Below are 26454 nucleotides of genomic sequence, written 5' to 3' on the forward strand. Positions count from 1 at the left end.
ATCTCAATAAAAATTAGCGCTAGTTTAAAGGCTAATTGTAAAAATACAGGTCTGATGAGTTTTGTGTACTCTCAGACCTTGCCGTTAATCTAATTTAGAGCCACCTAAACAAGTCGGTGAGTCAGCAACCTGACCACTTTGCTCTGTAAATTCATCAGGAGTAAAAGTATGGATAGCCAATGCATGAATATGATTCGCTAACTCATCTTTTAGCACTTCATTAATTTGACGATGGCGTTGCAATAAACGTTTACCGCTAAACTCTTCACTTACTACAATCACTTTAAAGTGTGAATCGCTACCACGACTATGCATATGGCTTTCGTTCACCACATTAAGGTGCTTACACGCAATCGCATCAGCTAACTTGCTTTCAATCTGTTGTTGCATTGACATAAAACACTCATATTTTACTGGTTATTTATGTGCTTACTATATCAAGGCCACTACTATAAAGGCCAACAAATATTCATTTTTGAAAAATTGTTCGAAAAGTTAAGTTGATTCGAGGGTGTGCCAAACGTGTTTGTTTAGGAAGCGCATGTAGATATTGTTGCTGGCTAAGTCCATTCATAACCAAGCAACTCCCGCTGTGTAACGTAAGCGAAGTGACTTCCTTGGTTACTTTATGTTTTATTTTAAATACTCGTTCAGCCCCTAATGAAATCGATACAATAATAGGCTCATGGCCAAGTTCTGCTTCATCATCGGCGTGCCAGCCCATGCAATCATTCCCATCACGGTATAAGTTAACCAATAAGGCATTAAATCCAACATCAAATTGTTTATTTAATCGTAGTCGCATGGCATCTAATACATCTGGCCATGGTTCAACATTTAATGTCGAACCAGAATAACCGTAACGCACACCAGCATCAGCAATAAAACATTGCATACGTGGAATGGGATTCGTTTTCCCAAACACGGTCGTTTTTGGTTGCTGCCAAGTCAGTGAGTCGCGTAAATAGTAGAATAAATCGAGACTTTTTTGCGCACTTAACGCTTTTGCTTGGTAGTAAAAGCCATTTGGTAACATATGGGGGTTGGCCTTTTGCCGTTGCATGTTAGAATTTACCTATCATTTGATTACTGATCACTAACTATTATGACCACGCAAGCACAGTTCGGCGATAAAACATTTACTCTTGAACGTTTTCCATTGGATCAAAAAAACCGTAGCTTACAAGCTTGGGATTCAGCAGACGAGTACCTAATTGACTATGTTACTGAACATTATCCTGATTGTCGCTCTTTGCTGATTTTAAATGATAGTTTTGGAGCCTTGTCTTGTTATTTTAGTAAACAACAATTAACGGTTTGTTCAGTAAACGATTCTTATATTAGCCACCAAGCGGCGGCTTACAACTTAGCAGAAAATAAAATACCAACCACCGCATTTAGCCAGCTAGATAGCTTATCGGCTTTGCCTGAACACGTTGATTTAGTTATCTTAAAAGTGCCACGCACATTGGGCTTCTTGCAATATCAATTATCTGAGCTCAGCGAAGTACTTGCACCTGGCACTCCGGTTATTGGCGCAGCAAAAACCAAAGATGTACATAATTCAACAATTAAAGCATTCGAGCAATTTATTGGTGAAACTAAAACTAGTTTAGCAGTGAAAAAATCTCGCCTAATTATTAGCCAAGCGGAAGGTGGTTATAAAGCTGCTGATTTTCCTGTTAATTGGCCTCTTGAAGGCACTGATTTTACCATTAGTAATCACGCCAATGTGTTCTCGCGGGATTCTCTGGACATTGGTGCACGGTTCTTTTTTGACTTTTTACCACAAACCAATAAAGCAAAAAGTATTATTGATCTAGGTTGCGGTAATGGTGTGGTGGGTTTGATGACACTCGCACGCTGCCCTAACGCTGAAGTTACCTTTGTGGACGAATCATATATGGCGGTTGAATCAGCACGATTAACTGTAGAGCTCAATATGGAAGATAAGTTTGAGCAATGCCGCTTTATTGAAAATGATTGCTTAACGGGCTTTGAACGTGAAAGTGTCGATGTAGTGTTATGTAATCCGCCTTTTCACCAAGCACAAGCCGTGACAGATCACATTGCATGGCAAATGTTTAAACAAGCCAAAGACACATTAAAAAATGGCGGAGAATTACGTATTATTGGTAACCGCCACCTGGACTACCATGACAAACTAAAACGTATGTTTGGCAATTGTGAATTACTTGGTTCAAATAAAAAGTTTGTAGTATTAAGTGCCACTAAAAATAATGGAATGCTATAGCTATGATGAAATATGTTTTACCTTGTTGTGCTTTATTATCACTGTCGGCTTGCAGTAGTCAGCCTAATCAATTGATCTTAAATCCGCTCTATCAAGGTGGCAAATTAAGCTCAATTAATCAAAGTTTAAGTACCAGTGTTATTGATCTTAGAGGTGACCCAGCAACATTAAAATTAATAACCTCAGACAAAACCCAAACAATTGCCAGCCAAGGCCTTACTGAATCAATTAAAAGTGCCCTTGATAGCGCTCTTAGCCGAAACGGTGCAAGCATTTCAAATCTTGCGACTACTCGTTTTGAAGTTGATATTCATACACTGCAAGCCGTAGTAACTGAAAAAATGATGTCGCATACCAGCAATGCAAAGATTGAATTAGGTGTGCGTGTTATTCGCAGCGATAGTAACTTCAGTAAAATTTACCGTGGTAATGCAAGCCTTGAAGGACCACTAGGTCACGATAGAGCAAAAATTGAAGGACAACTCAATAAGTTGACTGAGCAGTTAATTACCCGCATGGTATCAGATCCTGAATTACTCGCATTTTTAGAAGGTTAACCATGAAACGTCTATTTTTATTATTTATATTAGTGCAACTTAGCCAAACCGTAATGGCAGCGACCGAAGGACGCTTTGTGCAAAAAAACAATATGTTCCCACGAGTTGAAATAACCACCACAATGGGGAAAATTATAGTCGAGATGGATCGCTCAAAAGCCCATATCACCGTCAATAATTTTTTAACTTACGTGATGGATGGCAGCTATAAAGGCACCGTATTTCATCGTGTTGAACGTGATGTAGAAAACGACCGAGACTTTGTCATTCAAGGTGGTGGTTACGATAGAAATTACGACGGCGTTTATGAAGGCGATCCAATCTTTAATGAAAGCGGTAACGGTTCAAAAAACGATATGTACAGTATTGCCATGGCCTATCAAGATCGTCAACCTCATTCTGGTACTCGTCAGTTTTTCTTTAACATGGACAATAACGACCACCTAAACCCTGGTAAAGACTGGGGCTTTGCCGTGTTCGGTATGGTAATGGAAGGCTACGAAACGCTTGATAAAATCATGCAAGTTGAAACGGGATTTAATGAAAAAATTGGTTATGACTTTGTACCAAAAACCCCGGTTGTTATTTTAAATATAACTGTATTAGAGCCAACCCCACTATAACAATAAAAATAGCGGCCAAACCGCTATTGCCAATGAAGGCGTTATGACTAAAAGCTTGTCGGTATCAGAATATTTTTCGTACTTTAAAGATAAACGACTTATAAATGTGTTTATTTTTGGTATGAGCAGCGGTTTTCCTTGGATCCTCATAGGCTCCGTGATGTCTGCGTGGCTAAAAGATGAAGGCCTCAGTCGCAGCATGATTGGCTTATTTGGCATTGTATTTGGTGCTTACAGCATTAATTTTTTATGGTCACCCTTAGTCGATAGAATACAGCTGCCGTTGCTATATAACTGGCTAGGCCAGCGCCGTAGTTGGATACTATTTTGCCAATGCTTTATTTTGCTCGGAGTTATTTTACTGGCAGGATTAGATATCACCGCGCATTTAGCCATCGCAGCTGCGTTATGCTTATTAATTGCTATCGCCTCAGCGACTCAAGATATTGCTATTGATGCTTTTCGTATCGACACCCTCAGTGAAAACGAAAGCCATAAAGCAACCGCCGCAGCAGCGATGGCTACTTCTGGTTGGTGGAGCGGTTATGCTCTGCTAGGTGCTATTCCGTTTTATATGGCAGATATGCCAAGTATTGACTGGCCACAAGTGTATTACTTTTTAGCTATTGTGATGTTATTACTTATGAGTTGTGTATTTTGGGCAAAAGAACCTGAATCTAACCGCGAAGTTGTTCATGCTGAACTAGAACGTATTTATCGGCAAAAGCTGGCGCTTGGTAAGCAAACACAATTAACTAAAGTTGCAGCATGGTTGGCTGTTACTGTACTTGATCCTTTTAAAACATTCTTCGCTCGTAATGGCGTGAAGACTGCACTTGCGCTGCTCGCTTTTATCTTTTTATTTAAAATTGGTGAAGCATTTTTGGCCCGTATGTCGATTGTGTTTTATAAAGAAGTCGGCTTTTCAAACACTCAAATAGCAAACTATTCAAAGCTCGGCACGGGGCTTATCACCATTGTGTTCGCATTTTTAGGCAGTATTTTTAATCACAAGTACGGCATCGTTAAAGGTTTGTTTATTAGCGGTGTGGCAATGGCAGCATCTAACTTAATGTTTTCTTGGATCGCTCTCGCAGGCCCGCAAGAACATTTGTACGCAATGGCAATTGTCGTCGATGGCTTTACTCAAGCATGGTCATTAGTTGCTATGGTAGCATTTATATCTATGCTATGTGATCGCGCTTTTAGCGCAACACATTATGCTTTATTAGCGTCATTGGGGAATTTAGGACGAACCTTACTTTCAAGTTACAGTGGTGTGGTGATTGATGATTGGTTAGGTGGGAATTGGTCGTTATTTTTTATTTTGACTGCCTTGATGGTAATACCATCACTGATATTTTTATATCTTATTCGGCATAAATTGTATGAGTTAGAAAATAGTTACCACGGTAGGAATTAACAAGGGAAAGAAATCATTTCACATCAATGAGAGCGCTTCCCTGCGCTTACAAAAAGAAACTAAATATTAGTCTTCTTTTAATAAGCCTAAACCTTCATACGGGTCGACTTCTAATGCATCACAATAACGTAAAAATTCAATTACGTCTAAACGGCGCTCTTGGTTTTCAATTTTGCCAATAAATGAATGTGGTGTACCAAGTACTTGAGCAAGGCTACGCATTGTGTGACCTTTCTCGTGACGCTTAGTTTTAAGCCACTTGGTTAGTTTTGAGTTTTCTTCAGAAGAAACTGTTTTACCCATCATAAAAAACATCTCCTACTAGATGATTTAAAGTTAATTAATTAAGAGTGAAATTTGCCCGTCTCGCTCTTGGATACATTATATACTATTCAGACTCATGTGAAATAACTAATTTCAGCCGAGTACCCATTTAAGGAACCAGCTATTATAGATGAGCAGCTTTATTGTTAAAGTCACAACAAAACGCACGTTCTATAATTAGTTCCTTTTTAATGTAACAAATAATTAATTTAAATAAACCTTTTTTATGATTAATTATTTTTGACTTATAAATTAAATAGTTACATTATTAACTGTCCCTTTATTGTTAGGAGCAAGCGTTTATGTTCAGATTATTGTTTTTACTACCCATTATCCTCTGCTTAGTTTGGTACTTTTTTCTTAAATCAAATGGCGTACCGATCAAAAAAGGTAAGAAAGGCTTTATATATATTTTAGCGTTTTCTGCAATAGTGTTAGGTTTTTTTATTCTAATGCTCCAAGTCACTCACCCTACATAAATGAGTGACTTAAGCTAAAGTAAGCCAATTTGACGTTCACTTAGCATCTATAAACAAAAAATAAGCGCTAAAGTCAGCAAGGTTACAAAGCTCAGATCAGCAACAACAGCATCAGTTAATGAAATAATAGCTACGCAGTAATTTTAGATAAGAAGATTTTTTAGGTAATAAAAAAGCCGCTAGCTGCGGCTTTAATCAATTGCTTTAAACGCTGAAACTAGCGCCACACCCGCAGGTGGTAGTTGCATTGGGATTGGAAACAAAAAAGCGTGCGCCTTCAAGTCCTTCGGTGTAATCCACCTCACCATCAACTAAATATTGAATACTCATTGGGTCAACCACTAAGGTTACGCCATTTTTTACAATTTCTAAATCGCCTGGGTTTGCTTTTTCATCAAAAGTAAAACCATATTGGAAACCTGAACAACCTCCGCCTGTTACATAAACACGCAGTTTTAGATCTGGATTTTCTTCTTCGTCGATTAACTGTTTAACACGAACAGCAGCTGCATCGCTGAACTTAATGGGTAATTCTTCTGACATACCATAACCCTCTATACCTACATTGCTTTGATTATCTAATACCCGAGTGTTTTAATCAAGTATAGTAAACAACTACTAATTTCTTCTATAACTAGGTTGTCATCAGGAAAACCGATCCATCTTCAATAAGCTTGATCAAAAGTCACTTCTAGAGCTGACAATTTCACCTCGCATGTAATAGTGCTTTTTATCTAGCGCATCTGAATTTGTACTTTCATCATAATCAGTTACTGCAAAGCTCTCGACATCTGCATCATAGATGCGCTGAACACCATCAGACTGGCTATAATGATATACACCACTTTTATCCTTAATATAATTTCGCTCAATTTCCTCGAAAGAGTCAGGATCAAGCCCGTTTATTGCGCTGGTTTCATTTCCAGATAAATAATAAATATTACTTTTATCGCGAGCGAACTCATAGCTTGTAGTGAGTATTTCAAACGTCTGCAAGTCGGCCTCCGGTACAATAATATTTTCGCCATAAAAAATGTGGTTTTTATCTTTGGCATAACCGCTAAATAACGGTGTAAAAGAGTCGAAATCAACAGCTTTCAATATTTCATCATCATAGTAAACTGTATATTTCCCTTCTGTTTCTGAATAATTCCATTGTGGGAAGTTATCATCAAAATTTGAAAATGTTCGGGGATTTGCAGCTTCTATAATTTGATTTCTCAAGACCACTTGAGTGTCATTAAGCCAATATAATTTGTGACTGATTAATTGCCCTTTAATATTACGAGGGTCAACATCAGAAACCCGCTTCCCAAAATAATAAAAACTATGATTGTCGCTGGCATATAGTGACGTTGAATGTTCATTTTCATAGTCTTTGCTATCATAAGTAATGAAGCTATCAGGGTCTGCACCTGAAATCACTGTACCACTAAAATACACTGTATTATTAACAACAGCATAGCCACTATTTGGCACCCCTTTAATCATGTTAATAAACAAACTTGAATACCCAAAAACTACAAAAACAATGCAAACAACGACGGCACTTATTTTAGCTAATAAAAAACTGTTAATGCCTAAATAATTAATACCAAACAACCCAAATAAAATGAAGATGCCTACTGGGAAAAGCAAAAATAACATTACACTCAAAACTGCCGCTTTATTATCCACAGCTCCAGGAGCTGCAAGCATCATCGGTGACATCATCACCATTAAAGGCCAAGCCATTAATGCAAATGTAGTTATAATACTTAATAGTAGGTGCATAAAACCCTTCCAAAATTGAATATCCGTTTCTATGAGTTTGCAACTTACCCAAAGCCTTACTAAATATCAATTTGCTTTAAGTGAAATACCAGTAAAAATCTCAAGGACTTCCATTAACTATTTTGATAAACTGCCCGCTGAAATAGGTGGCGAGGAAATATGCATGTGGCTTGAAACGCTTAGGCGTCGCTTGGCAAAGCCAAAAACATCGGTGCAATTGTGCTTACTCGGCGTAAGTGCTGGACTCATTGCGGCGTTTTTGATCATTCTATTTCGCTTAACTATTCTATTTTTCCAAGGTTTGTTCCTTGAAAATCCTGACGATTTTACTACCTTACCGCCTCTTGAGCGGGTGTTAATGCCTATTATTGCTGCCTTCTTAATTGCGCTATTTGCTGCTTTGACTGGTTTTAAACATTATCGATTAGGTATTCCCTTTGTTATTCACCGTATTAAACGCCATTACGGGCAAATGCCGTTATACAACACGGTAAATCAATTTGTCGGTGGTGCACTGGCATTGATCAGTGGTTTCTCGGTTGGCCGTGAAGGGCCATCTGTACATATGGGCGCAACCGGTGCAAGTTTGCTGGCCGATAAATTACATTTGCCTCATAACGCCATGCGGACACTCAGCGGTTGCGGGGTTGCAGCTGGTATTGCCGCATCATTTAATACACCACTTGCAGCTGTTATTTTTGTGATGGAAGTGGTGCTTAGGGAATACAAAGTACATATATTTGTGCCAATAATGCTCGCTGCAGTCACTGGTGCACTGGCGACGCAGTTTGTATTTGGTGACGCATCAGAATTAGCACTGATCACAGTGACGGCATTAAGTGGCTGGCACTATCCATTTTTAATCCTGTTTGGTATGGCTTTGGGCGCGGTTGCTTATGCTTTTAACCAAAATCTAATGTTGATCATTCGTACCTTCAAACCTTTGAGTATGTTTCCACGTTTATTGCTGGCAGGTCTGATTGCTGGCGGCATTGCTTATATGGTGCCACAAGCGATGGGTTCTGGTATGAGTGCAATAACTTTGGCCGTAGAAAGCCCTGATGATGTGCAACTATTAACCACTATTTTAATTGCTAAATTACTGGCGACATTATTTGCAATTGGCTTGGGGATTCCCGGCGGGATCATTGGCCCAGTGATTGGTTTAGGCGTACTGATGGGCACTTTAATGGCCTTTTTTGCACAATTTATTAGTCCCGGCGTTGATATCTCTGGTACTTATAGCGTCTTAGGCATGGCAGGCTTATTAGCAGCCACCTTACATGCTCCACTGGCTGCTTTAACTACGGTAATGGAGTTAACCTCAAGTCCTGAAATAATCGTGCCGGCCATGTTAGTTATCTCAGCGGCATACGTCACCGCATTACAAGTATTTGGCAATCGGTCGATATTTTTACAGCAGCTCGACTTTCAAGGTTTAGCCTATCATGTCTCCCCTGCCACCGAAGCACTGCAAAAAGTCGGGGTAATGGACGAGATGGATGAAAACTTCAAACTACTCTATTCAGATGATAAAGAACAAATAGAAAGCACCTTAAATGCTGTTGATAGCCAAACCCCGTTAATTGTTTATGATCCTGAAAATGGTTATCGCCTTGCAGAATATGATTTAAGTTTAATGTCAGATCAAAATATTTCGATCAACTACATCAGCTTGCAAGGGATCAGCAGTCAAGCTACTTTGGCCGATGTGTTTGATGTATTAAAAGATAAGCGCAGCGGAGCTGTGTATATTTATAACTTACTCGATAATCAACAAATTATGGGAATAATGCGCTGGGATCAGATCCGCCACATTCTTACCATACGTAATAGCTTACTGTAACTAACAATAAGAGAACATTATGAGCGCGCTACTGATCTACAAAGCCTTACATGTATTTTTTATGATTGCCTGGTTTGCTGGCATATTTTACTTACCCCGCCTCTTTGTTTATCACGCTATGAGCGAAGAAAAGTCCTGTAACTCCATGCTCAAAGTGATGGAGCGACGGTTACTGTATTTTGTGACGCCATTTGCAGTACTAACGGCGGTGTTTGGCGTGCTGACAATTGTTGAATATGGCCGCGACTGGTTTAAATACAGCATGTGGATGCACTACAAATTAGTATTAGTGATCGTGCTATACATTTACCATGGCTATTGTTTTAAATTACTGGCGGATTTTAAACACGACCGTAATACTCGCAGCCACCGCTTTTATCGTATTTTTAACGAACTACCGGTATTAGTGCTATTAGTCATCGTATTTTTAGCTATAACTAAACCCAGCTTGTAAAATTTGCTATATAACCAAACCACTTCAAGATGCAGAAACTCGCTTCTTGAGGTGGTTTGGGTATAATATCGCGCGATTGCGTGCCCATCGATGATGGTTGATCGCGCCCCCTTTTCAATGTGATAGGAACAGCCCCCATGTTAAGTTTCCAAGGTGAAAATATTCTTTCTGTCAATCAGCTCGATCGCGACTGTATTGAACGTATTTTTGCAGTAGCCAAAAAAATGGAGCCGTATGCTAAAAAGCAAAAACGCACCAATGTATTAGAAGGCGCAATCTTAGCAAACTTATTCTTTGAGCCAAGTACCCGTACCCGCGTAAGCTTTGGTACAGCCTTTAATTTATTAGGTGGTTTGGTTCGTGAAACAACGGGGATGCAAAGCTCTGCATTAGCCAAAGGCGAGTCTTTATACGATACCGCGCGCGTTATTTCAGCTTACGCCGATGCGGTCGCTATGCGCCATCCTGATGCAGGCTCAGTGGCTGAATTTGCTACTGGCTGCTCAGTGCCAGTGATCAATGGTGGCGATGGCCCTAACGAGCATCCAACTCAAGCATTACTTGATTTATTGACAATTGAGCGTGAACTACATCGCTTCGATCAAAAAATAGATGGTATGCATATCGCCCTTGTTGGTGATTTAAAATACGGCCGTACCGTGCATTCATTATCAAAATTATTATGTCATTATAAAGATATAAAATTTTCGATGGTGGCACCTGATGGCTTACAAATGCCTAGCTATATTCTTGATGCCGTCGATAATGCGGGCCATAAAATTGAAATCGTCGATAAAATGGAAGGTAACTTAGCCGCCGATATCGTCTATCAAACCCGTATCCAAGAAGAACGCTTCCCATCGCAAGAAGAAGCCAATAAATACCGTGGTGGTTTTAGAATTAGCCAATCAATTTATAACACCCACTGCAAACCAAACTCCGTGTTAATGCACCCATTACCACGCGATAGTCGTATAGAAGCAAATGAGCTTGATAACGATTTAAACCTTAATGACAATTTAGCTATTTTCCGCCAAGTACAAAATGGCGTGTTAATTCGCATGGCGCTGTTTGCATTGACACTCGATGTTGCCGATAAAGTAGAGCAATACGAAGTTGCTGTGCCTTGGTTTAGCCGTAAACGCGATAGTTAATTTTAACGTGACAACTAATAGGATTTTTTATGACAATTAGCCAAGATTTATTTGCCCGCGCACAACAATCAATTCCCGGTGGCGTTAACTCTCCAGTACGTGCATTTAATGGCGTTGGCGGCACACCGCTATTTATTACCAAAGCCCAAGGCCCATTTACATTTGATGCTGACGGCAACCGTTATATTGATTATGTTGGCTCATGGGGCCCGATGATCATGGGTCATAATCACCCAGCTATCAAACAAGCAGTGCTTGATGCGGTAGAAAATGGCCTAAGTTACGGTGCGCCAACAGAAGCTGAAATTCTAATGGCTGAAAAAGTAAAAGAGCTAGTACCATCAATCGAAAAAGTTCGTATGGTAAGTTCTGGCACAGAAGCGACCATGAGTGCAATTCGCCTTGCTCGCGGCTTTACTGGCCGCGATAAAATTTTAAAGTTTGAAGGCTGTTACCACGGACATGCTGATTCATTATTAGTGAAAGCTGGCTCTGGCGCATTGACTATGGGCGTACCAAACTCGCCAGGTATCCCTGAAGATTTTGCCAAGCATACATTAACTGTTTCGTTTAATAACCTTGATGAAGTAAAAGCTATTTTTGCCAAATACGCTGACGAAATCGCCTGTATTATCGTAGAGCCAGTTGCTGGTAACATGAACTGTATTCCACCAGTACCGGGCTTTTTAGAAGGCCTGCGTGCAGTATGTGATGAATATAAATCAGTGCTTATTTTTGATGAAGTAATGACCGGCTTTCGCGTAGCCCTAGGTGGTGCACAAGCCTATTACAACATCATTCCAGACTTAACCTGTTTAGGTAAAGTGATTGGCGGCGGCATGCCAGTAGGCGCGTTCGGCGGTAAAACTGAGATCATGGATTACATCGCTCCTGTTGGCCCAGTTTACCAAGCAGGCACTTTATCAGGTAACCCAATTGCTATGGCTGCGGGTCTAAAATCGCTTGAGTTACTGTGCGTTGAAGGACTACATGCTGATCTTGAAGCAAAAAGTAAAGCAATCTGTGAAGGTTTTGAAGCCGCAGCAAAAGCTGCAGGCATCGCCCTAACAACTAACTATGCCGGTGGTATGTATGGTTTCTTCTTTACTGAACAAGAGAAAGTAACCACTTACCAACAAGCAACTCAGTGCGATTTAGAACGCTTTAAAAAGTTCTTTCACTTGATGCTTGAAGAAGGCGTGTATTTAGCACCATCAGCATTTGAAGCTGGTTTTGTTTGCTCTGAACACTCTGAGCAAGAAATTGCCGATACAATTGCAGCAGCAAAAAGAGCTTTTGCTAAGCTTTAAACTATTAAACATAGAAAAGCCCGCAAGGGCTTTTTTTATGTCTAAAATAAACACCTGCTCCAGTAATTACTTTACTGACAGCTTGACCTAAGTTCATAATATGCGATCAAGTGTTTAAAAATGGCATACCCCATGAAATAAATACTATCTTAAAAAGTGCAGAGTAACATATGAGAAATATTACAAACCAAAGACAAGTATTGCATAGCTTTTAAAGTAACAGTCTGGATCTATACTTGAAGCGAAAAGTGGTTAAAAAGAAGTAAATCTCTTTGCAGAACAAGCACAAAACTCAGCGCAATCAATATTAATTAATGTCAAAGAGCTCCAAGAAATGTCAGAAAAATTCACCAAAACAATGAACTCTTTTAAATCATAGCAAGATAATAGCTGCGCAAGTTATTGCTGCTTCATTCCCGTTGCTGACGCAGCAGACGTTCTTAAAAGCTCATCTGCTCGCTCTTTTTCTCTTTTTCGTTGCTCTGCAGTAGTACAGCGTTTTCTTTTAAGCTTTGAACCTGCGATAGCTTCCATATCACACTTGTAACTGTTCGAACTTGCTATTTCTTGCTCTTTCGCACTTTGGTTATCTGCCTTATTTGGTGTGCTACCACAAGCTGCAATTAACACTACTAATATAAGTAAAATACTCGTTTTCATCTTTTTTCCCTAAAAGTTTTATTCCTACACGGTGTAGGTTTAAGGAACATATCTTTAAAACGTAAACTAGTCAATACTCAATTTTGCAGTGCTAGTAGAATCAAATTAGTTTTAACATCTGCTTTGTTATGTATTTAAAACAAACTAAATATCATAATTTAGAGCAGCTTAGTTACAGCTTGGCCTTGGCTCAAATTCACTGGCTCTAAGTGGCAGTTGAATTACTTTACCGCAGCCCGGTGGCGCTTGCTTACCCGTTAATTCATTAATAAAAGCCCAGCGAATTGAAGGCGGACGAGTATCTGCTATTGCCTCAGGGTTGAGCTGCTTAAGATAACGAATATACGTTTCTAATGCACCAACACTGCCCGTTAAGCCTGTACTTTTATTATCATCACGACCAAGCCAAGCAACGGTTACTGTATTTTGATCAAACCCTGCATACCAACTATCACGTAGATCATTACTGGTGCCCGTTTTACCAGCCAGCTGAATTGATGGGAAATGGGCATTTAAACGTTTAGCAGTGCCATCTTTAGTGACTCGCTTCATCGCGTATTTAGTCATATAAACAGCGGCTTTATCAAAACGCGGTTCAGAACTAACTTGGTGCTGATAAAGCACCCGCCCAACAGAGTCGGTTAATGCCGAAATAGATGTTAATTGACGGTATTCGCCATCAGCCGCCAACGTGGTATAAAGCTGTGCGACTTCAAAGCTCGACATTTCAACGGCACCAAGCAGTAATGATGGATAATGTGATATTTGCTCTTTAGCGCCGAGTTTATTAAGTGTATTCGCAACTTTATCAACCCCGACATCAAGTCCCAAGTTGACCGCAGGAATATTGATACTTTGACTAAACGCTTTATATAGTGGCAGCATACCGCGATATTGATGATCAAAATTCTCTGGTTGCCATACTTTGCCTTGCTCATTAGTCACTTGTACTGGCGAGTCATCTAACAAAGTAGCTAAGTTATAATGCGGTAAACCCAAAGCTGTCAAATACACAGCCGGTTTAACTAACGAGCCTATGTTGCGCTTAGTGTCAAGTACGCGGTTAAAACCTAAAAAGCGCGGATCGCGTCCCGCAACTAAAGCAGATATACCGCCTTTCTCTACATTCACTGAGATCATCGCCGCTTCAAGCTGCTCTGTCGTGGCGCGTTTTTCAAGGTAAGGTAGGCTTTTTTCAATTGCCTCTTCCATTGCCACTTGTTTTTGGAGATCAAAATAAGTGAATACACGCACGCCCGCATCGAGTACTTCTTGGTCCGGTAGTAATTTTTTCAGCTCACGATCCACCAGCTCTAAATAACCAGGATACGATTTAGGCAAGCTGTCTTTCATAGGTGCAATATCAATTGGCCGCTTTAATGCAGCACGGTATTCGCGGGTATCAATTAATTTATTATCAACCATCAAACGTAGCACTAAATCACGACGTTCCATAGTGCGTTCAGGATAACGGCGTGGATTATAATATGAAGGGCCTTTCACCATCGCAACGAGTAGTGCAATTTGATCGAATTCAAGCTCATCAACAGGCTTAGAGAAGTAAAACTCAGAAGCTAAGCCCATGCCATGCACACCTTGGTTATACGATTGACCAAGGTATACTTCGTTTAGATAAGCTTCTAAAATTTGATCTTTTGAATAGCGATAATCTAAAATTAACGCGATCAACGCTTCGTTAAATTTACGGACCAGCGTACGATCACGGGTTAAATAAATATTTTTTGCCAGCTGCTGGGTTAACGTACTACCGCCTTGAACTGTACGCCCTGCTTTAATATTGCTGTATAAAGCCCGCATAATCGAAAACACGGATACACCGTGGTGCTGATAAAAGTTCTGATCTTCAACCACTAATAATGTATCTGTAAGCATCGGCGGGAATTTATCCAACGGCACAAACTCTCGATCTTGTTTTGAATCATTGCCTATGCGCGCAATTTGTACTGGCTCTAATCGAGCATTGTTTAAACGCCTGCCAAACTTATCTTTAATACTCGCGAGTTTTTGTCCTGCAAAGCGTAACTCAATAACCTGTGCTTGCTCTAAGCCATCATAAAATTCAAATTCACGACGGAAGATTTTAATACTATCGCCCGCCTTTACATACTGACCGGTACGACTTAACTGATTGACTGATGAATAGTTTAGCCTATCCAGTTCCCACACAACTTCTTGACTAGATAAGAATTGTCCAGGGTAAAAACCCATTGCTCGTGCATAAACTTGTGCTGGTAATTGCCATTTATTGCCTTCAAATTGACGCGTAATTTTGGCGTCCAGATAAATTAAATATAAGCCCATCGCAACAATGCCAGCTAAGCTTAGTTTCCAAAAAATAGACCAGACTTTGCGACCAATTCCACGTTTTTTTATATTCGCTGCAGACGTATTTTTAGTCGAAGTTTTTTTCACCGACTTAGACGCTGTGCTTGGTGCTTTCTTTGCCGGGCGTTTTGATGGAGTTTTAGTGGAGCGGGAGTCTTTTTTATCAGCCATTGACGTTGCTATTTATTTCCAGAGTTTAATTTACAGGTGCGAGCTTAGCATATAGCTATATACCCAAGCCACCTCAAGATGCAGAATTCAGCGTTTCACAGGGGCTTAATATCAAGGCGTTACTTTGCAAGAATGGTAATCCCTTCTAAGAAGTAACAACGCTGAGAGTAAGTTCCTGTGAAACGCCCAAGGGGTTGGTTTAAATGCGATTTATACTGCGTTATTGATTTTAGCAATAGAACCACTATTACTTGCAATCAATGCCTTACCTAAATCGCTTTTAATTCCAACTGAAACTCGCTTCTTGAGGTGGTTTGGGTATATTACACCTGCAAAATTAACCTTGACTGAAACTACTTGCCCCGAACTTTGGGCATTAAATTTTTTAACCTCAGTTGCGGTGGCTTCATTTTAGCGTGTACACAACCACAATGAGTGGATCATTGCCGGTATAAAAAATATAAAGCACAAGACAATATTAATAATCAAATCTTTACCCACACCCGCTTTCAAAAACACAGCAACAGGTGGTAAAAATATAGACAAAATAATCAGTAATAGTTTGTTATCCATGCTTAACCTTATTTGTAGTTGGAGTGATTTTAAGCATAGTTACTTATTGTGATTTTTGCTGTTTTAATAAACTTTAATTAAAAAAATTTAGCCTCTGCGTATATACAAAAAAAGCCCTAATCTAAATTAGGGCTTTGCTTTGAACACACAATGATTTTAAAACTTTTTACTTTTACTTAGTTACTGCGTACCGAAACAAACTCAGGGTAAGCATCAATGCCACAATCGTGTTGATCCATACCGTTTAATTCTTCTTCCTCTGTTACCCGGATCCCCATGGTTTTCTTCAGTATTGTCCACACAATAAGTGAAGCAATAAATACAAAACCTAAGATACATACTAAGCCAATTAACTGGTTAACTAGGGTTGCATCAGTATTTGATACTGGCACTAAGATAATACCCAAGATACCGCACACACCGTGCACTGAGATAGCACCTACAGGGTCATCAATTTTAACTTTGTCTAGTGCTACAATGCTGAACACCACTAATGAACCACCTAAAATACCCAGTAAACAAGCAAGTAAAGGCGACGGTGATAATGGATCTGCGGTGATAACAACCAAGCCAGCAAGCGCACCATTAAGTACCATAGTTAAATCTGCTTTACCCCATAACACTTTACAAACAAACAGTGAAGCAATGGCACCGGTTGCCGCAGCAGCGTTAGTATTTAATAATATTTTACCAACTGCAGTCGCGTTTTCAGCATCAGAGATAAGTAGTTGTGAACCACCATTAAAGCCAAACCAACCCATCCATAAAATAAATGTACCTAATGTAGCCAATGGTAAGTTAGAGCCTGGAATTGGATAAATTTCACCATTTTTACCATATTTACCTTTGCGAGCGCCGAGCATTAATACACCGGCAAGTGCTGCAGCAGCACCTGTGCCGTGAACAATGGCTGAGCCTGCAAAATCAACAAAACCCATTTCAGATAAGAAACCGCCACCCCATGTCCAGTAACCTTCAACTGGGTAGATAAAACCAGTTAACACTACCGCAAAGGCTAGAAAAGCCCACAACTTCATGCGTTCAGCAACCGCACCCGATACAATCGACATAGCGGTTGCAACAAATACGACTTGAAAGAAAAAGTCAGATTCTAAAGAATGATTAGCATCAGCGGCTTGGGTGCCAATAAGCCCACCTAGAGATGGAATTAGGCCACCTTCAGCGTTGTCTACATACATAATGTTGTAGCCAACTAGTAAGAACATGGTACATGCGATGGCATAGAGCGCCACGTTCTTAGTTAAAATTTCAGTGGTATTTTTTGAACGCACTAAGCCCGCTTCGAGCATGGCAAAACCTGCTGCCATCCACATTACTAAAATACCCGACATTAAAAAATAAAATGTATCTAACGAAAACTTGAGTTCTACGATCGTGTTTTCCATAAAGCCCCCTTAAATTGCTTCTTCATCTAATTCACCCGTACGGATACGGACAATTTGATCTAAGTCGTAAACGAAAATTTTGCCGTCGCCAATTTTGCCTGTTGCTGCAATTTTGGTAATGGTCTCAACGACCCGTTGACAATTTTCGGTACGAGTAGCAATTTCCAGTTTAATTTTAGGAATAAAATCAACCTGATATTCAGCTCCACGGTACAACTCTGTATGACCGCGTTGACGACCAAAACCTTTGACGTCAACAACCGTCATCCCCTCAATGCCTAAATCAGCTAGCGCTTCTCGCACATCATCTAATTTGAATGGCTTTATTATTGCACTAATCATTTTCATAGTGGCCCCCTTCGGACGCTTATTGTTATCCTGTTTGCTAAGACAATCCAACCTTTGTGCCACTATTTTTAACGTTTTAAAAACAACAAATTACATAATAAAAACAAATTACCCGCATAAAAAATGCACCATATAGGTGCATTTTTTTAACATCTTAACTGTACTGGTGCAGCAATCTAGTTTTGTCTGACGACACAGTCTCTACTTTGTTCTTTAGCTTGATACAAAGCTTTATCAGCTAAGCGCATGGCACTTGTTAACGTAACATTTTGAAATTTTGTTAAACCAATACTCACCGTAATTGCAAATGCATCACCATTGATCACAAAATCATACTCAGACAACCGCACTCTAAACGCTTCAAGTAACTGGTAAGCTTGATCTAAATCTACATCAGTTAATACAATGGCAAACTCTTCCCCCCCCACGCGTGCAACGGTAAAATCTTTAAACGAACTACGTAATAAAGACGCCACTTGCTTTAATGCCTGATCTCCGGCTTCATGGCCAAATTTATCATTGATTGCTTTGAAAAAATCAATATCAAGTAATGCTAAACTATTGTTACGCGAGGTTTCTTTTAGCCGTTTTTCAGCAAATTGATAAAAATAACGGCGATTATAAAGGTTGGTTAAATCATCGCGAAAGGCACTTTCTTTAATATCTGCGATCAGTGACAGCTGCTCCATAGTCTGTAATACACGACAATGAAACTCTTCATTCATAAAGGGTTTGGTTAAAAAATCATTCGCGCCGAATTTAATAAACCGTGCTGATAAACCATGCTTACCCGCACCTGATAAGCCAATAATCGCTAAATCATCACGACCACGAAAATTTCGCACCGCTTTAACAAGCTCAAAACCATCCATTGTCGGCATCGCATAATCAGTTAGTAATAATTTAATCTCTGGATCATTTTTCAGTATTTTTAAAGCTTGCTCACCATCATGCGCATCTTGTACATCAAATAGCTGTTTTTCGAGCATTTGTTTCATTAATGAACGGCTTAAACGAGAATCATCAGCAATTAAGGCTTTGCAACCTTGGTTACGTAATAGCTGAGCGACTAATTTAACCGCATAATGATAAGAATCACGATTATCTTTTATTACATAATCGACTACCCCAAGCTCTAATATTTGCTGGCGTTTATATTCATCAATGGTAGATGTTAGTACTACGGTAGGGATCATTTGGTCTAAAGTATATTTAACAACTTCGCCATTCATCGCATCAGGCAGGGTTAAATCGACCAAAGCAAGCGTATACTGATGTTTTGCAATGAACTCTTTGGTCTCGGCAAGTGACCAAGCAAAATCGACAGCAACATCAAGATAATGAGCTGATAAGTGCCGCAAAACCTGCTGGACCACTTTACTATCTTCAACAACTAAAACTCTTTGCATATATCTTCTCTACACTTCAGGTGGACATTGCGAGGGTAAACTTTTTACGAGTAAAAACTAAAAGTCATAATAAGCAGTAATATACTTTATTATCAGCTTGAGCAAAATATATTGCTGAATATATACGCATAAAATAGAGTATTTACGTTACTGATAATATTTATGTCTAATGCTCACCGATTAATATCGTCGTCTAGTCTCATTCCCTTTGTTATTTACAAAAAAATTATCTTTAATAGGTTAACTATTGTTTAAAGGATCCACCATGAAGCTTATCAGTATCATTAGTGTCTCTGTGGCCATACTTACTTTGAGTGTAAGCACAGCCAGTTATGCAGAAAATCAACGTCGTATCGATGTCGATAGTAAAGTTGTCACCGAACATAAAGCGCGCATCAATGGCGAGCGTTTTTCATATACCGCAACCACAGGCACACAACCGGTATGGGATGACAAAGGCGATGCCGTTGCAACATTGCAATACACTTATTATGAACGCGATAAAGTTGACGATCGCACTAAACGCCCATTGTTAATTTCGTTTAATGGCGGACCTGGCTCTGCATCTGTATGGATGCACTTAGCCTATACTGGACCACGGGTATTAAAAATTGATGACGAAGGCTACCCTATTCAACCGTATGGTGTGAAAGACAACCCATACTCAGTGCTTGATGTTGCTGATATTGTTTACGTTAACCCAGTAAACACTGGCTACTCGCGTATTCTTGAAAACGATAAGGGTGAATTACCAAGTAAAGAAGCGCAAAAAAGCATGTTTTTTGGTGTCAATGCCGACATTAAATACCTAGCAGAATGGTTAAACACCTTTGTAAATCGCACTGAGCGCTGGCGCTCACCTAAATTTTTAATTGGTGAGAGCTACGGCACAACCCGCGTATCAGGGCTTGCCCATGAATTACAAAACAGTCAATGGATGTATATCAATGGTGTTGTGCTGGTTTCACCAACAGACATTGGTATTAAACGCGACGGTCCAATAAAAGCGGCTAACCGTCTACCTTACTTTGCTGCAACGGCGTGGTATCACAAAGCTTTAAGCCCAGCATTGCAAGCTAAAGATTTAGATGAATTACTGCCAGAAGTTGAAGACTTTACCGTTAACAAGCTAATTCCTGCACTTGCTAAAGGTGGCTTTATTAATGATCAAGAAAAACGCGCTATCATTAAACAAATGGCACTGTATGCCGGTGTATCTGAAAAGTTTGTTGCGCAAAACAACCTTGATATTCCTACCAACTTCTTTTGGAAAGAACTACTACGTGAGCGCGGTCAAACGTTAGGCCGTTTAGATTCGCGCTATTTAGGCATGGACAAGCGTGACGCTGGCGAATCTCCAGACTACTGGGCTGAGCTAACATCATGGTTGCATTCATTTACACCAGCCATTAATCACTACTTGCGTGAAGAGCTTAACTATAAAACTGACGTAAAATATAACCTGTTTGGTAATGTACACCCGTGGGATCGCAGCAATAATAATACCGGTGAAAATCTGCGTTTAGCAATGGCGCAAAACCCATACCTCAATGTGATGATCCAATCAGGCTACTATGATGGTGCCACTAACTACTTTGATGCTAAATACACTTTATGGCAACTAGATCCAAGTAGTAAAATGCGTGATCGCCTAAGCTTTAAAGGCTACCGCAGTGGCCACATGATGTATTTACGCCATGCAGATTTAGAAACATCAAATAACGATTTACGTGATTTTATTTTACAGTCACTACCAAAAGAAGGTGAAGCTGCGAAGTATTAAACAGCGCTTAAAACCACAGGATTAAAAAAGCCCGTTTTTACGGGCTTTTGTTTATCGATAATTCGGATATACTCAAACTATTGATTTTACGTTTTTGGAAAACACAGATGACTGAAAACTTCCGTGTTATGTATGCAGGTCTAGCTCAAGATATTGAGCGATCGAATGCGATTAAACAACTGGCTGTAAAGCTCAAAGCCCCTGAAAGTAAAGTAGCTGCATTTTTTGAAAACAACCCCCTATTTGCCCCTTGTGAAAAAGAAAAAGCGCTCAAGCAAGCAAAGCTACTTGCCAGCGTAGGCATCAAAAGTAAACTGCAACCAATAAACAATGCACCAGCGGTAAGTAGCAGCGATGCAACCAGCCAGCGAGATGAGCGTATTTTTAACGCCCTTGATTACATCACCAGTAGTTTAATTCGCATCGAAGAAAAGCTCGACGATCTAGAGCAACGCTTACCAGCCACCACCCAACAACCAGATCCTGATGAAGGCGACGAGTGGCAAACTGACGACCTATTGCTAGATGAAGAGCTGACAACGCCGATCAAAAAACGCAGTAACATGCTGCTGTATTCACTTATAGCTATGGTTGTTGTCTTGCTTGTAGTACTGGGATTGTCGTTTGCATTCCCTGATTTATTCAGTTTTATGGATAATTAACAGATAAAGCAAAAATAAATATGAGCGAAAAAAGAGCACTGATCCGCCAAAAAATCCGTAAAGCACGTAATTCACTGTCAAAATTTGAGCAAGAAATTGCCGCAGAATCGCTTAAAGTGAATTTTACTCAACACTTAAAACAGCAAAAAACTATTAAAAACGCCCATATTGGCATTTATTTTAGCAATGACGCAGAGCTAGATACCTCATTGTTAATAAAAGACCTTTGGACTAAAAACCACACCCTTTACCTACCCGTTATTCACCCATTTAACGGCACTACTTTATACTTTCAGCGCTATGAAGAAAATTCACCCATGAGGGCAAATCGCTATGGTATCTTGGAGCCTAAGTTAAATTGTAGTCAGATATGCCCACTTGCTGAGCTTGATTATCTGCTAATGCCATTAGTTGCATTTGATGATAACGGTAACCGGTTAGGGATGGGGGGTGGCTTTTATGATAAAACTTTGGCGCGCTACGAAAAAGAAAACTGGCATAAACCACAACTGATTGGCCTTGCACATCAATGCCAACATGTTCCAAGTTTACCGGTTGAATCGTGGGATGTACCATTAAATTACATAATCACACCACAGAAAATCTACCATTGGTAAGCAATTTATTTATATACTAATGGCAATCCCTCTCACCTATTGAGCACATAATCATGACACAAGATGAATTAAAAAAAGCAGCTGCTTGGGCTGCACTCGAATTTGTAAAAAAAGACACCATTGTGGGTGTTGGCACAGGCTCAACTGTAAACCATTTTATTGATGCATTAGGCTCAGTAAAAGACACCATACGCGGTGTGGTATCAAGTTCTGACGCTTCAACCGAAAAACTAAAAGCACTCGGTCTTGAAGTATTTGAACTCAATGATGTTGATGCCCTTGACGTGTACGTTGATGGCGCAGATGAAATAAATGCGCTGAACGAAATGATCAAAGGCGGTGGCGCAGCACTAACCCGCGAAAAAATAGTCGCAGCTGTAGCAAAACAATTTGTATGTATTGTTGATGAAACAAAAATAGTGGACACCTTGGGTGAATTTCCACTGCCGGTAGAAGTTATTCCAATGGCACGCAGTTATGTTGCTCGTGAATTGCTTAAACTAGGCGGCGATCCAGTTTATCGCCATGGCGTGGTAACAGATAATGGTAACGTTATTTTAGACGTACATAACTTGTCGATCAGCCAAGCAAAAGATTTAGAGCTGACAATTAACCAAATTGTTGGCGTAGTAACCAACGGGTTATTTGCCCACCGTGGCGCAGATAAAGTGATTATCGGTACCAAAAATGGGCCGCAAATTAGATAAATAGGATGAGGATATGAGTAAGGTATCGTTAGCAAAAGACAAAATTAAAATTCTTTTGCTTGAAGGTGTACATCAAAGCGCTGTAGAAACGCTAAAACGTAACGGCTACAGCAATATCGATTATGTAAAAACCTCATTGCCTGAGGACGAACTAATTGAGCGCATTAAAGATGTGCATTTTGTAGGCCTTCGTTCTCGTACTCATATTTCTGAAGCTGTACTTGAAGCGGCAGAAAAACTGGTTGCCGTTGGTTGTTTTTGTATCGGCACTAACCAAGTTGATTTAAGTGCCGCACGCAAGCGCGGTATTGCAGTATTCAACGCACCGTTTTCTAATACCCGCTCTGTTGCTGAGTTAGTACTTGGTGAAATTTTACTATTGTTCCGTGGTATTCCAGAGCGTAATGCCATTGCCCACCGTGGCGGCTGGTTAAAAACCGCCAATGGCTCATTTGAAGCCCGTGGTAAAACTCTAGGTATTATTGGTTATGGCCACATTGGTACGCAGCTAGGTATCATGGCTGAAAATATCGGTATGAACGTTGAATTTTACGATATTGAAGACAAGCTAACCCTAGGTAATGCCACACAAGTACATAACCTAACGCAGCTACTGCAACGCGCTGATGTTATTAGCTTACACGTACCTGAAACACCGCAGACTAAAAACCTGATTGGTAGCGCGGAAATTTCAGTGATGAAGCAAGGTTCAATTTTGATCAACGCCTCACGCGGCACTGTAGTTGATATTGACGCCCTAGCAGAAGCACTTCGTGATAAAAAAATCAGCGGCGCTGCCATCGACGTATTCCCAGTTGAGCCAAAATCAAACGATGAAGAATTTGTATCGCCACTACGCGAATTCGACAACGTAATTTTAACACCACACATTGGTGGTTCAACTCAAGAAGCGCAAGAAAACATTGGTATTGAAGTAGCGGGTAAACTAGCAAAATACTCAGATAACGGCTCAACTATTACTGCTGTTAATTTCCCTGAAGTATCACTGCCAGAGCTTGCTAACCGTAGCCGTTTATTACACGTACACCACAACCGCCCAGGTGTGTTAACCCAAATTAACCAAGCGTTTGCCCAGCACGGCATCAACATCGCCGCGCAATACTTGCAAACAGACGAAGCGATTGGTTACGTAGTAATAGACGTAGATACCGACCACTCTGAAATTGCACTAAAAGAACTAAGTGCAGTAGAAGGCACGATCAGAGCACGTATTCTTCACTAACAGCTGTCAGCTGGTCAAAAAATAAAAGCCGTGCTTGTTAAATCAAGCACGGCTTTTATTTGGATGAAGAATACTACGTTTTTTCAACCTTAGCCGATGAAATATTGCCAGTTTTATTGTCTATATTGAACAAGTTCCACTGCGGATACATCTTGCTGTATTTGCTTTAACGGCTCGCTCTTAAGTATATATTTCAACAACTCTGTCAAAAACTTCTCTATTACTAAATGCCTCAATGGAGGCGTTAGCGAGGGTTTTCCTCTACCAAAACCTTATTTAGAAACGACGCAAGTACGCTGCGCATTTCGTCTACCCAAGGGTGAAATAGCCAAAAGGTGTGCGGAGTATCGGGTATGGTATGTACTTGTTGATGGACGTTGTTTTTAATTAGCTGCGCTACAAAAGCATCTCTGCCAACATGAAAACGGTCATGGGAAGAGTTAATAAATAATGTTGGTGGAGTATGTTTACTTAAATATTCTACCGGCGAAACCGCATGCCAACGTTTTGGCTCTTGTGCATAACGCCCACCTAACCAAAGCGCTGCATAAGAAATCTTTCCAGGTTTATCTTCAAACATCCTAGCCGCTGTTGAGGTTAAATCAGCCACGCCGTCAATGTTCACGATTGCTTGCACTGCTTCGTAAGGCGATTTTGTATCGTGATTGGTACTCATGGCCCCGAATAACGTGGCCATATGAGCACCAGAAGACGCCCCTAACACCGCGATTTTTTTGGTATCTATCATATATAATTTATGATGTTGTTTTAGCCACTTAATCGCATCGTTGATATCTGCCGTAAGCTACTTGCTTAACAGCCACATCGACAGACGAAGTAAACGAATTTGTTTATTGATTTAGAATTGACCCTCACTGTATAAAAACGGTCAAAAAAATACTAGTGCCTATTGACAGAGTTTAGGCTCATATGTGTTATATGCCAAGTTCAGATATTTTCCTCAGTAAAGCAGAGTCTATTTCAGTGAGGATACTACGATGCTCATCATCTATGAATAAGGCATAAGGTTCTCTTTCGCCATCACTATTTTGCTTAGGAAGGGCAATAGCTTTCGAGTTAACATCTGGATTTATTACACTTGGCTTTGTGTAATACATGTTTGGGATAGAAATATCCATCATGAGTGGGAGATCATCTCTTCGTGGTGCATCAATACTTCTGTGGGCAGAGTACTTCATTCGGAAAGGAATCACCCTCTTTAATGCAGGAACCTCAGAATCTTGAGCAGCAATAAAATCTGATTTTAAGAAATAATAGATTTGGCCTATTCGGTTTAGGTAGGCAACAACCTCATGAAACCAATGAATATCGTCATCCTCTGATAGCAGATGCATGTAATTTTTAAAATGATAATCAAGCCCTTTCATAATGTACTTAACACCATGCACCTGCTGATAGTAAACCTCATGCTCTCTGAGAATTGCTATTTTATCAAGAATGCGGTTTAGCATAATTCTCCTTATTGGCATATAACGCCCCGATAAGCCGACGAAATGAGCACAGCGAGTTGAGGTCGGATTGATTGGTTTGTTAGCAGCCAACTGCATATTTAAACCTTATCGATTTTTATAATGTTATTTGAACTGCTTGGTATGAATGCAATAACAACACAACGACCATTTTTTATAAAGCTATCGTGTTGCCTATTAGCAAAAAAATACTTCTCAGTGCCATAATCATTGTACTTAAACGCAATACCTGAAATAGAAAATGACTCTGAACGGCTATTACTTTGGTTGACTTCATAATTAGCAATACAACCCTTAATTTTTTGAACTTCATTATTTTCTACAGCGAGTTTAACAGTATATAAATCGATGTAATTGAGAGAAGTGGATATTAATCCAAACGCAAATACCAGAGAAATAAATAGGAAGATGTATTTGCCTTTAACTTTTGTGACTTGTGATATTGCACTTATAAAAGGAGTATATTTTAACGCGACAAACAAAATTACAGAGGCGATTATATAACCAACCAGAAACAGGGGGTCTGAGTTTAGCCCTTCTATGTTGCTGACATAATAGGTGCTGATTGTCGGTTCTAAAATAATTGAATTCCTAAAGTTTTATCCACTTGGCTGCTAACGAGGCTGTAGAATAACTCGTTTTTAATTTATTTTTATTGATGTATTAACCATAGCCGAGTTCCTATTTTGATTCAATTGGTTACTTCGATTTTACGTGAAATATAAAAAGAGGATTTGCTGTTGCTTTAATGGGCGTTTTGGAAGGTATGACAGGTGTTTAAGTGGCTTATTTGGAGAGGTAGCAGCTTACCTTTATTAATGCGTCCTGTTTTGCAGCTTTTC

At 39.8% G+C, this 26454-nt stretch carries 26 protein-coding genes; 13 read left to right on the forward strand and 13 right to left on the reverse strand.

Translation table 11 applies throughout. From position 1 onward, the window contains the following. Positions 1-84: 84 nt before the first annotated feature. Both H5200_RS15000 and H5200_RS15005 read right to left on the reverse strand, forming a co-directional pair. On the reverse strand, positions 85-396 hold the full coding sequence (locus H5200_RS15000) for a BolA family transcriptional regulator (protein WP_145241315.1): 312 nt from the start codon (positions 394-396) through the stop codon (positions 85-87). A 73-nt stretch (positions 397-469) separates the two neighbouring features. Further along, positions 470-1063 (reverse strand): alpha-ketoglutarate-dependent dioxygenase AlkB, encoded by a 594-nt coding sequence (locus H5200_RS15005; RefSeq protein WP_182719114.1) that lies wholly within the window; start codon positions 1061-1063, stop codon positions 470-472. Between the two features lie 42 nt (positions 1064-1105). On the opposite strand from H5200_RS15005, the gene H5200_RS15010 reads away from it, so the two are divergent. From H5200_RS15010 to H5200_RS15025, 4 genes are read left to right on the forward strand one after another with little or no spacing between them, the layout of a single operon-like run. Then, a complete protein-coding gene (locus tag H5200_RS15010) occupies positions 1106-2254 on the forward strand; it encodes a methyltransferase (protein ID WP_145241311.1) in 1149 nt (382 codons plus the stop codon). A gap of 2 nt (positions 2255-2256) precedes the next feature. Continuing rightward, entirely contained in the window at positions 2257-2811 is a 555-nt protein-coding gene (locus tag H5200_RS15015) for a YajG family lipoprotein (RefSeq protein ID WP_182731490.1), read from the forward strand. Positions 2812-2813: 2 nt separating this feature from the next. Beyond that, the gene (locus tag H5200_RS15020) at positions 2814-3434 is read left to right on the forward strand and encodes a peptidylprolyl isomerase (RefSeq protein WP_182761753.1); all 621 of its coding nucleotides are present in this window, start codon (positions 2814-2816) and stop codon (positions 3432-3434) included. A 43-nt stretch (positions 3435-3477) separates the two neighbouring features. Beyond that, positions 3478-4857 (forward strand): AmpG family muropeptide MFS transporter, encoded by a 1380-nt coding sequence (locus H5200_RS15025; RefSeq protein ID WP_182761754.1) that lies wholly within the window; start codon positions 3478-3480, stop codon positions 4855-4857. A gap of 66 nt (positions 4858-4923) precedes the next feature. Here H5200_RS15025 and H5200_RS15030 read toward each other — a convergent pair whose 3' ends face one another. The 3 genes from H5200_RS15030 to H5200_RS15040 form a co-directional block, all read right to left on the reverse strand. Next, positions 4924-5163 (reverse strand): helix-turn-helix domain-containing protein, encoded by a 240-nt coding sequence (locus H5200_RS15030; RefSeq protein WP_016708680.1) that lies wholly within the window; start codon positions 5161-5163, stop codon positions 4924-4926. Positions 5164-5864: 701 nt separating this feature from the next. After that, the gene (erpA, locus tag H5200_RS15035) at positions 5865-6203 is read right to left on the reverse strand and encodes an iron-sulfur cluster insertion protein ErpA (protein ID WP_058560150.1); all 339 of its coding nucleotides are present in this window, start codon (positions 6201-6203) and stop codon (positions 5865-5867) included. Between the two features lie 135 nt (positions 6204-6338). Then, on the reverse strand, positions 6339-7433 hold the full coding sequence (locus H5200_RS15040; RefSeq protein WP_182761755.1) for a DKNYY domain-containing protein: 1095 nt from the start codon (positions 7431-7433) through the stop codon (positions 6339-6341). Positions 7434-7596: 163 nt separating this feature from the next. Between H5200_RS15040 and H5200_RS15045 the strand changes: the two genes are divergently transcribed. From H5200_RS15045 to hemL, 4 genes are all read left to right on the forward strand, one after another. Beyond that, positions 7597-9279 carry a chloride channel protein gene (locus H5200_RS15045; protein WP_145241292.1) on the forward strand — a complete coding sequence of 561 codons (1683 nt, stop codon included), beginning with the start codon at positions 7597-7599 and terminating at the stop codon, positions 9277-9279. A 19-nt stretch (positions 9280-9298) separates the two neighbouring features. After that, complete coding sequence (locus tag H5200_RS15050) at positions 9299-9733, forward strand: CopD family protein (protein ID WP_145241290.1); 435 nt, start codon at positions 9299-9301, stop codon at positions 9731-9733. A gap of 137 nt (positions 9734-9870) precedes the next feature. Continuing rightward, positions 9871-10887, forward strand: coding sequence for an aspartate carbamoyltransferase (locus H5200_RS15055; protein ID WP_145241288.1), 1017 nt, complete (start codon positions 9871-9873; stop codon positions 10885-10887). Positions 10888-10916: 29 nt separating this feature from the next. Continuing rightward, the gene (gene hemL / locus H5200_RS15060) at positions 10917-12197 is read left to right on the forward strand and encodes a glutamate-1-semialdehyde 2,1-aminomutase (protein ID WP_149982051.1); all 1281 of its coding nucleotides are present in this window, start codon (positions 10917-10919) and stop codon (positions 12195-12197) included. A 399-nt stretch (positions 12198-12596) separates the two neighbouring features. Here hemL and H5200_RS15065 read toward each other — a convergent pair whose 3' ends face one another. From H5200_RS15065 to H5200_RS15090, 6 genes are all read right to left on the reverse strand, one after another. After that, positions 12597-12857 (reverse strand): hypothetical protein, encoded by a 261-nt coding sequence (locus H5200_RS15065; protein ID WP_182761756.1) that lies wholly within the window; start codon positions 12855-12857, stop codon positions 12597-12599. A gap of 168 nt (positions 12858-13025) precedes the next feature. Next, complete coding sequence (gene mrcB / locus H5200_RS15070) at positions 13026-15374, reverse strand: penicillin-binding protein 1B (RefSeq protein ID WP_182761757.1); 2349 nt, start codon at positions 15372-15374, stop codon at positions 13026-13028. Positions 15375-15785: 411 nt separating this feature from the next. After that, a complete protein-coding gene (locus H5200_RS15075; protein ID WP_145241282.1) occupies positions 15786-15947 on the reverse strand; it encodes a YqaE/Pmp3 family membrane protein in 162 nt (53 codons plus the stop codon). Between the two features lie 176 nt (positions 15948-16123). Next, complete coding sequence (locus tag H5200_RS15080; protein WP_182719122.1) at positions 16124-17353, reverse strand: ammonium transporter; 1230 nt, start codon at positions 17351-17353, stop codon at positions 16124-16126. Between the two features lie 9 nt (positions 17354-17362). Continuing rightward, a complete protein-coding gene (locus H5200_RS15085; RefSeq protein WP_149982054.1) occupies positions 17363-17701 on the reverse strand; it encodes a P-II family nitrogen regulator in 339 nt (112 codons plus the stop codon). A gap of 176 nt (positions 17702-17877) precedes the next feature. Further along, positions 17878-19110: a diguanylate cyclase gene (locus tag H5200_RS15090; protein WP_182761758.1), complete on the reverse strand. Its 1233-nt coding sequence runs from the start codon at positions 19108-19110 to the stop codon at positions 17878-17880. Positions 19111-19375: 265 nt separating this feature from the next. Between H5200_RS15090 and H5200_RS15095 the strand changes: the two genes are divergently transcribed. The 5 genes from H5200_RS15095 to serA all read left to right on the forward strand — a co-directional run bounded on the left by H5200_RS15095 (position 19376) and on the right by serA (position 24122). Beyond that, on the forward strand, positions 19376-20893 hold the full coding sequence (locus tag H5200_RS15095) for a S10 family peptidase (protein ID WP_149982056.1): 1518 nt from the start codon (positions 19376-19378) through the stop codon (positions 20891-20893). 107 nt (positions 20894-21000) lie between these two features. Continuing rightward, positions 21001-21555, forward strand: a complete 555-nt coding sequence (locus H5200_RS15100; protein WP_182740357.1) for a hypothetical protein — start codon at positions 21001-21003, stop codon at positions 21553-21555. Between the two features lie 20 nt (positions 21556-21575). Continuing rightward, complete coding sequence (locus H5200_RS15105) at positions 21576-22172, forward strand: 5-formyltetrahydrofolate cyclo-ligase (RefSeq protein WP_182719125.1); 597 nt, start codon at positions 21576-21578, stop codon at positions 22170-22172. Positions 22173-22225: 53 nt separating this feature from the next. Beyond that, the gene (rpiA, locus tag H5200_RS15110; protein WP_145241270.1) at positions 22226-22879 is read left to right on the forward strand and encodes a ribose-5-phosphate isomerase RpiA; all 654 of its coding nucleotides are present in this window, start codon (positions 22226-22228) and stop codon (positions 22877-22879) included. Positions 22880-22892: 13 nt separating this feature from the next. Continuing rightward, positions 22893-24122 (forward strand): phosphoglycerate dehydrogenase, encoded by a 1230-nt coding sequence (gene serA / locus H5200_RS15115; RefSeq protein WP_145241268.1) that lies wholly within the window; start codon positions 22893-22895, stop codon positions 24120-24122. 244 nt (positions 24123-24366) lie between these two features. Here the strand turns inward: serA and H5200_RS15120 are convergent, their stop codons facing one another. Together H5200_RS15120 and H5200_RS15125 are read right to left on the reverse strand one after the other, a co-directional pair. Next, the gene (locus tag H5200_RS15120) at positions 24367-24915 is read right to left on the reverse strand and encodes an alpha/beta hydrolase (RefSeq protein WP_310737049.1); all 549 of its coding nucleotides are present in this window, start codon (positions 24913-24915) and stop codon (positions 24367-24369) included. 142 nt (positions 24916-25057) lie between these two features. Next, on the reverse strand, positions 25058-25594 hold the full coding sequence (locus tag H5200_RS15125; protein WP_182761759.1) for a hypothetical protein: 537 nt from the start codon (positions 25592-25594) through the stop codon (positions 25058-25060). Between the last annotated feature and the right edge of the window lie 860 nt (positions 25595-26454).

It is taken from the genome of Pseudoalteromonas sp. SG43-7 (assembly GCF_014164295.1).
Lineage (GTDB): Bacteria > Pseudomonadota > Gammaproteobacteria > Enterobacterales > Alteromonadaceae > Pseudoalteromonas > Pseudoalteromonas rhizosphaerae.

Excerpts from the sequence above, each read along its gene's own strand:
- H5200_RS15095 (WP_149982056.1), top strand. The coding sequence starts at position 19,376 with ATGAAGCTTATCAGTATCATTAGTGTCTCTGTGGCCATACTTACTTTG.
- H5200_RS15005 (WP_182719114.1), bottom strand. The coding sequence starts at position 1,063 with ATGCAACGGCAAAAGGCCAACCCCCATATGTTACCAAATGGCTTTTAC.
- H5200_RS15080 (WP_182719122.1), bottom strand. The coding sequence starts at position 17,353 with ATGGAAAACACGATCGTAGAACTCAAGTTTTCGTTAGATACATTTTAT.
- serA (WP_145241268.1), top strand. The coding sequence starts at position 22,893 with ATGAGTAAGGTATCGTTAGCAAAAGACAAAATTAAAATTCTTTTGCTT.
- H5200_RS15045 (WP_145241292.1), top strand. The coding sequence starts at position 7,597 with ATGTGGCTTGAAACGCTTAGGCGTCGCTTGGCAAAGCCAAAAACATCG.
- H5200_RS15100 (WP_182740357.1), top strand. The coding sequence starts at position 21,001 with ATGACTGAAAACTTCCGTGTTATGTATGCAGGTCTAGCTCAAGATATT.
- H5200_RS15020 (WP_182761753.1), top strand. The coding sequence starts at position 2,814 with ATGAAACGTCTATTTTTATTATTTATATTAGTGCAACTTAGCCAAACC.
- H5200_RS15040 (WP_182761755.1), bottom strand. The coding sequence starts at position 7,433 with ATGCACCTACTATTAAGTATTATAACTACATTTGCATTAATGGCTTGG.
- H5200_RS15015 (WP_182731490.1), top strand. The coding sequence starts at position 2,257 with ATGATGAAATATGTTTTACCTTGTTGTGCTTTATTATCACTGTCGGCT.
- mrcB (WP_182761757.1), bottom strand. The coding sequence starts at position 15,374 with ATGGCTGATAAAAAAGACTCCCGCTCCACTAAAACTCCATCAAAACGC.
- H5200_RS15025 (WP_182761754.1), top strand. The coding sequence starts at position 3,478 with ATGACTAAAAGCTTGTCGGTATCAGAATATTTTTCGTACTTTAAAGAT.
- H5200_RS15055 (WP_145241288.1), top strand. The coding sequence starts at position 9,871 with ATGTTAAGTTTCCAAGGTGAAAATATTCTTTCTGTCAATCAGCTCGAT.
- H5200_RS15090 (WP_182761758.1), bottom strand. The coding sequence starts at position 19,110 with ATGCAAAGAGTTTTAGTTGTTGAAGATAGTAAAGTGGTCCAGCAGGTT.
- H5200_RS15030 (WP_016708680.1), bottom strand. The coding sequence starts at position 5,163 with ATGATGGGTAAAACAGTTTCTTCTGAAGAAAACTCAAAACTAACCAAG.
- rpiA (WP_145241270.1), top strand. The coding sequence starts at position 22,226 with ATGACACAAGATGAATTAAAAAAAGCAGCTGCTTGGGCTGCACTCGAA.
- H5200_RS15105 (WP_182719125.1), top strand. The coding sequence starts at position 21,576 with ATGAGCGAAAAAAGAGCACTGATCCGCCAAAAAATCCGTAAAGCACGT.
- H5200_RS15125 (WP_182761759.1), bottom strand. The coding sequence starts at position 25,594 with ATGCTAAACCGCATTCTTGATAAAATAGCAATTCTCAGAGAGCATGAG.
- H5200_RS15000 (WP_145241315.1), bottom strand. The coding sequence starts at position 396 with ATGTCAATGCAACAACAGATTGAAAGCAAGTTAGCTGATGCGATTGCG.
- H5200_RS15085 (WP_149982054.1), bottom strand. The coding sequence starts at position 17,701 with ATGAAAATGATTAGTGCAATAATAAAGCCATTCAAATTAGATGATGTG.
- H5200_RS15050 (WP_145241290.1), top strand. The coding sequence starts at position 9,299 with ATGAGCGCGCTACTGATCTACAAAGCCTTACATGTATTTTTTATGATT.
- hemL (WP_149982051.1), top strand. The coding sequence starts at position 10,917 with ATGACAATTAGCCAAGATTTATTTGCCCGCGCACAACAATCAATTCCC.
- H5200_RS15065 (WP_182761756.1), bottom strand. The coding sequence starts at position 12,857 with ATGAAAACGAGTATTTTACTTATATTAGTAGTGTTAATTGCAGCTTGT.
- erpA (WP_058560150.1), bottom strand. The coding sequence starts at position 6,203 with ATGTCAGAAGAATTACCCATTAAGTTCAGCGATGCAGCTGCTGTTCGT.
- H5200_RS15075 (WP_145241282.1), bottom strand. The coding sequence starts at position 15,947 with ATGGATAACAAACTATTACTGATTATTTTGTCTATATTTTTACCACCT.
- H5200_RS15010 (WP_145241311.1), top strand. The coding sequence starts at position 1,106 with ATGACCACGCAAGCACAGTTCGGCGATAAAACATTTACTCTTGAACGT.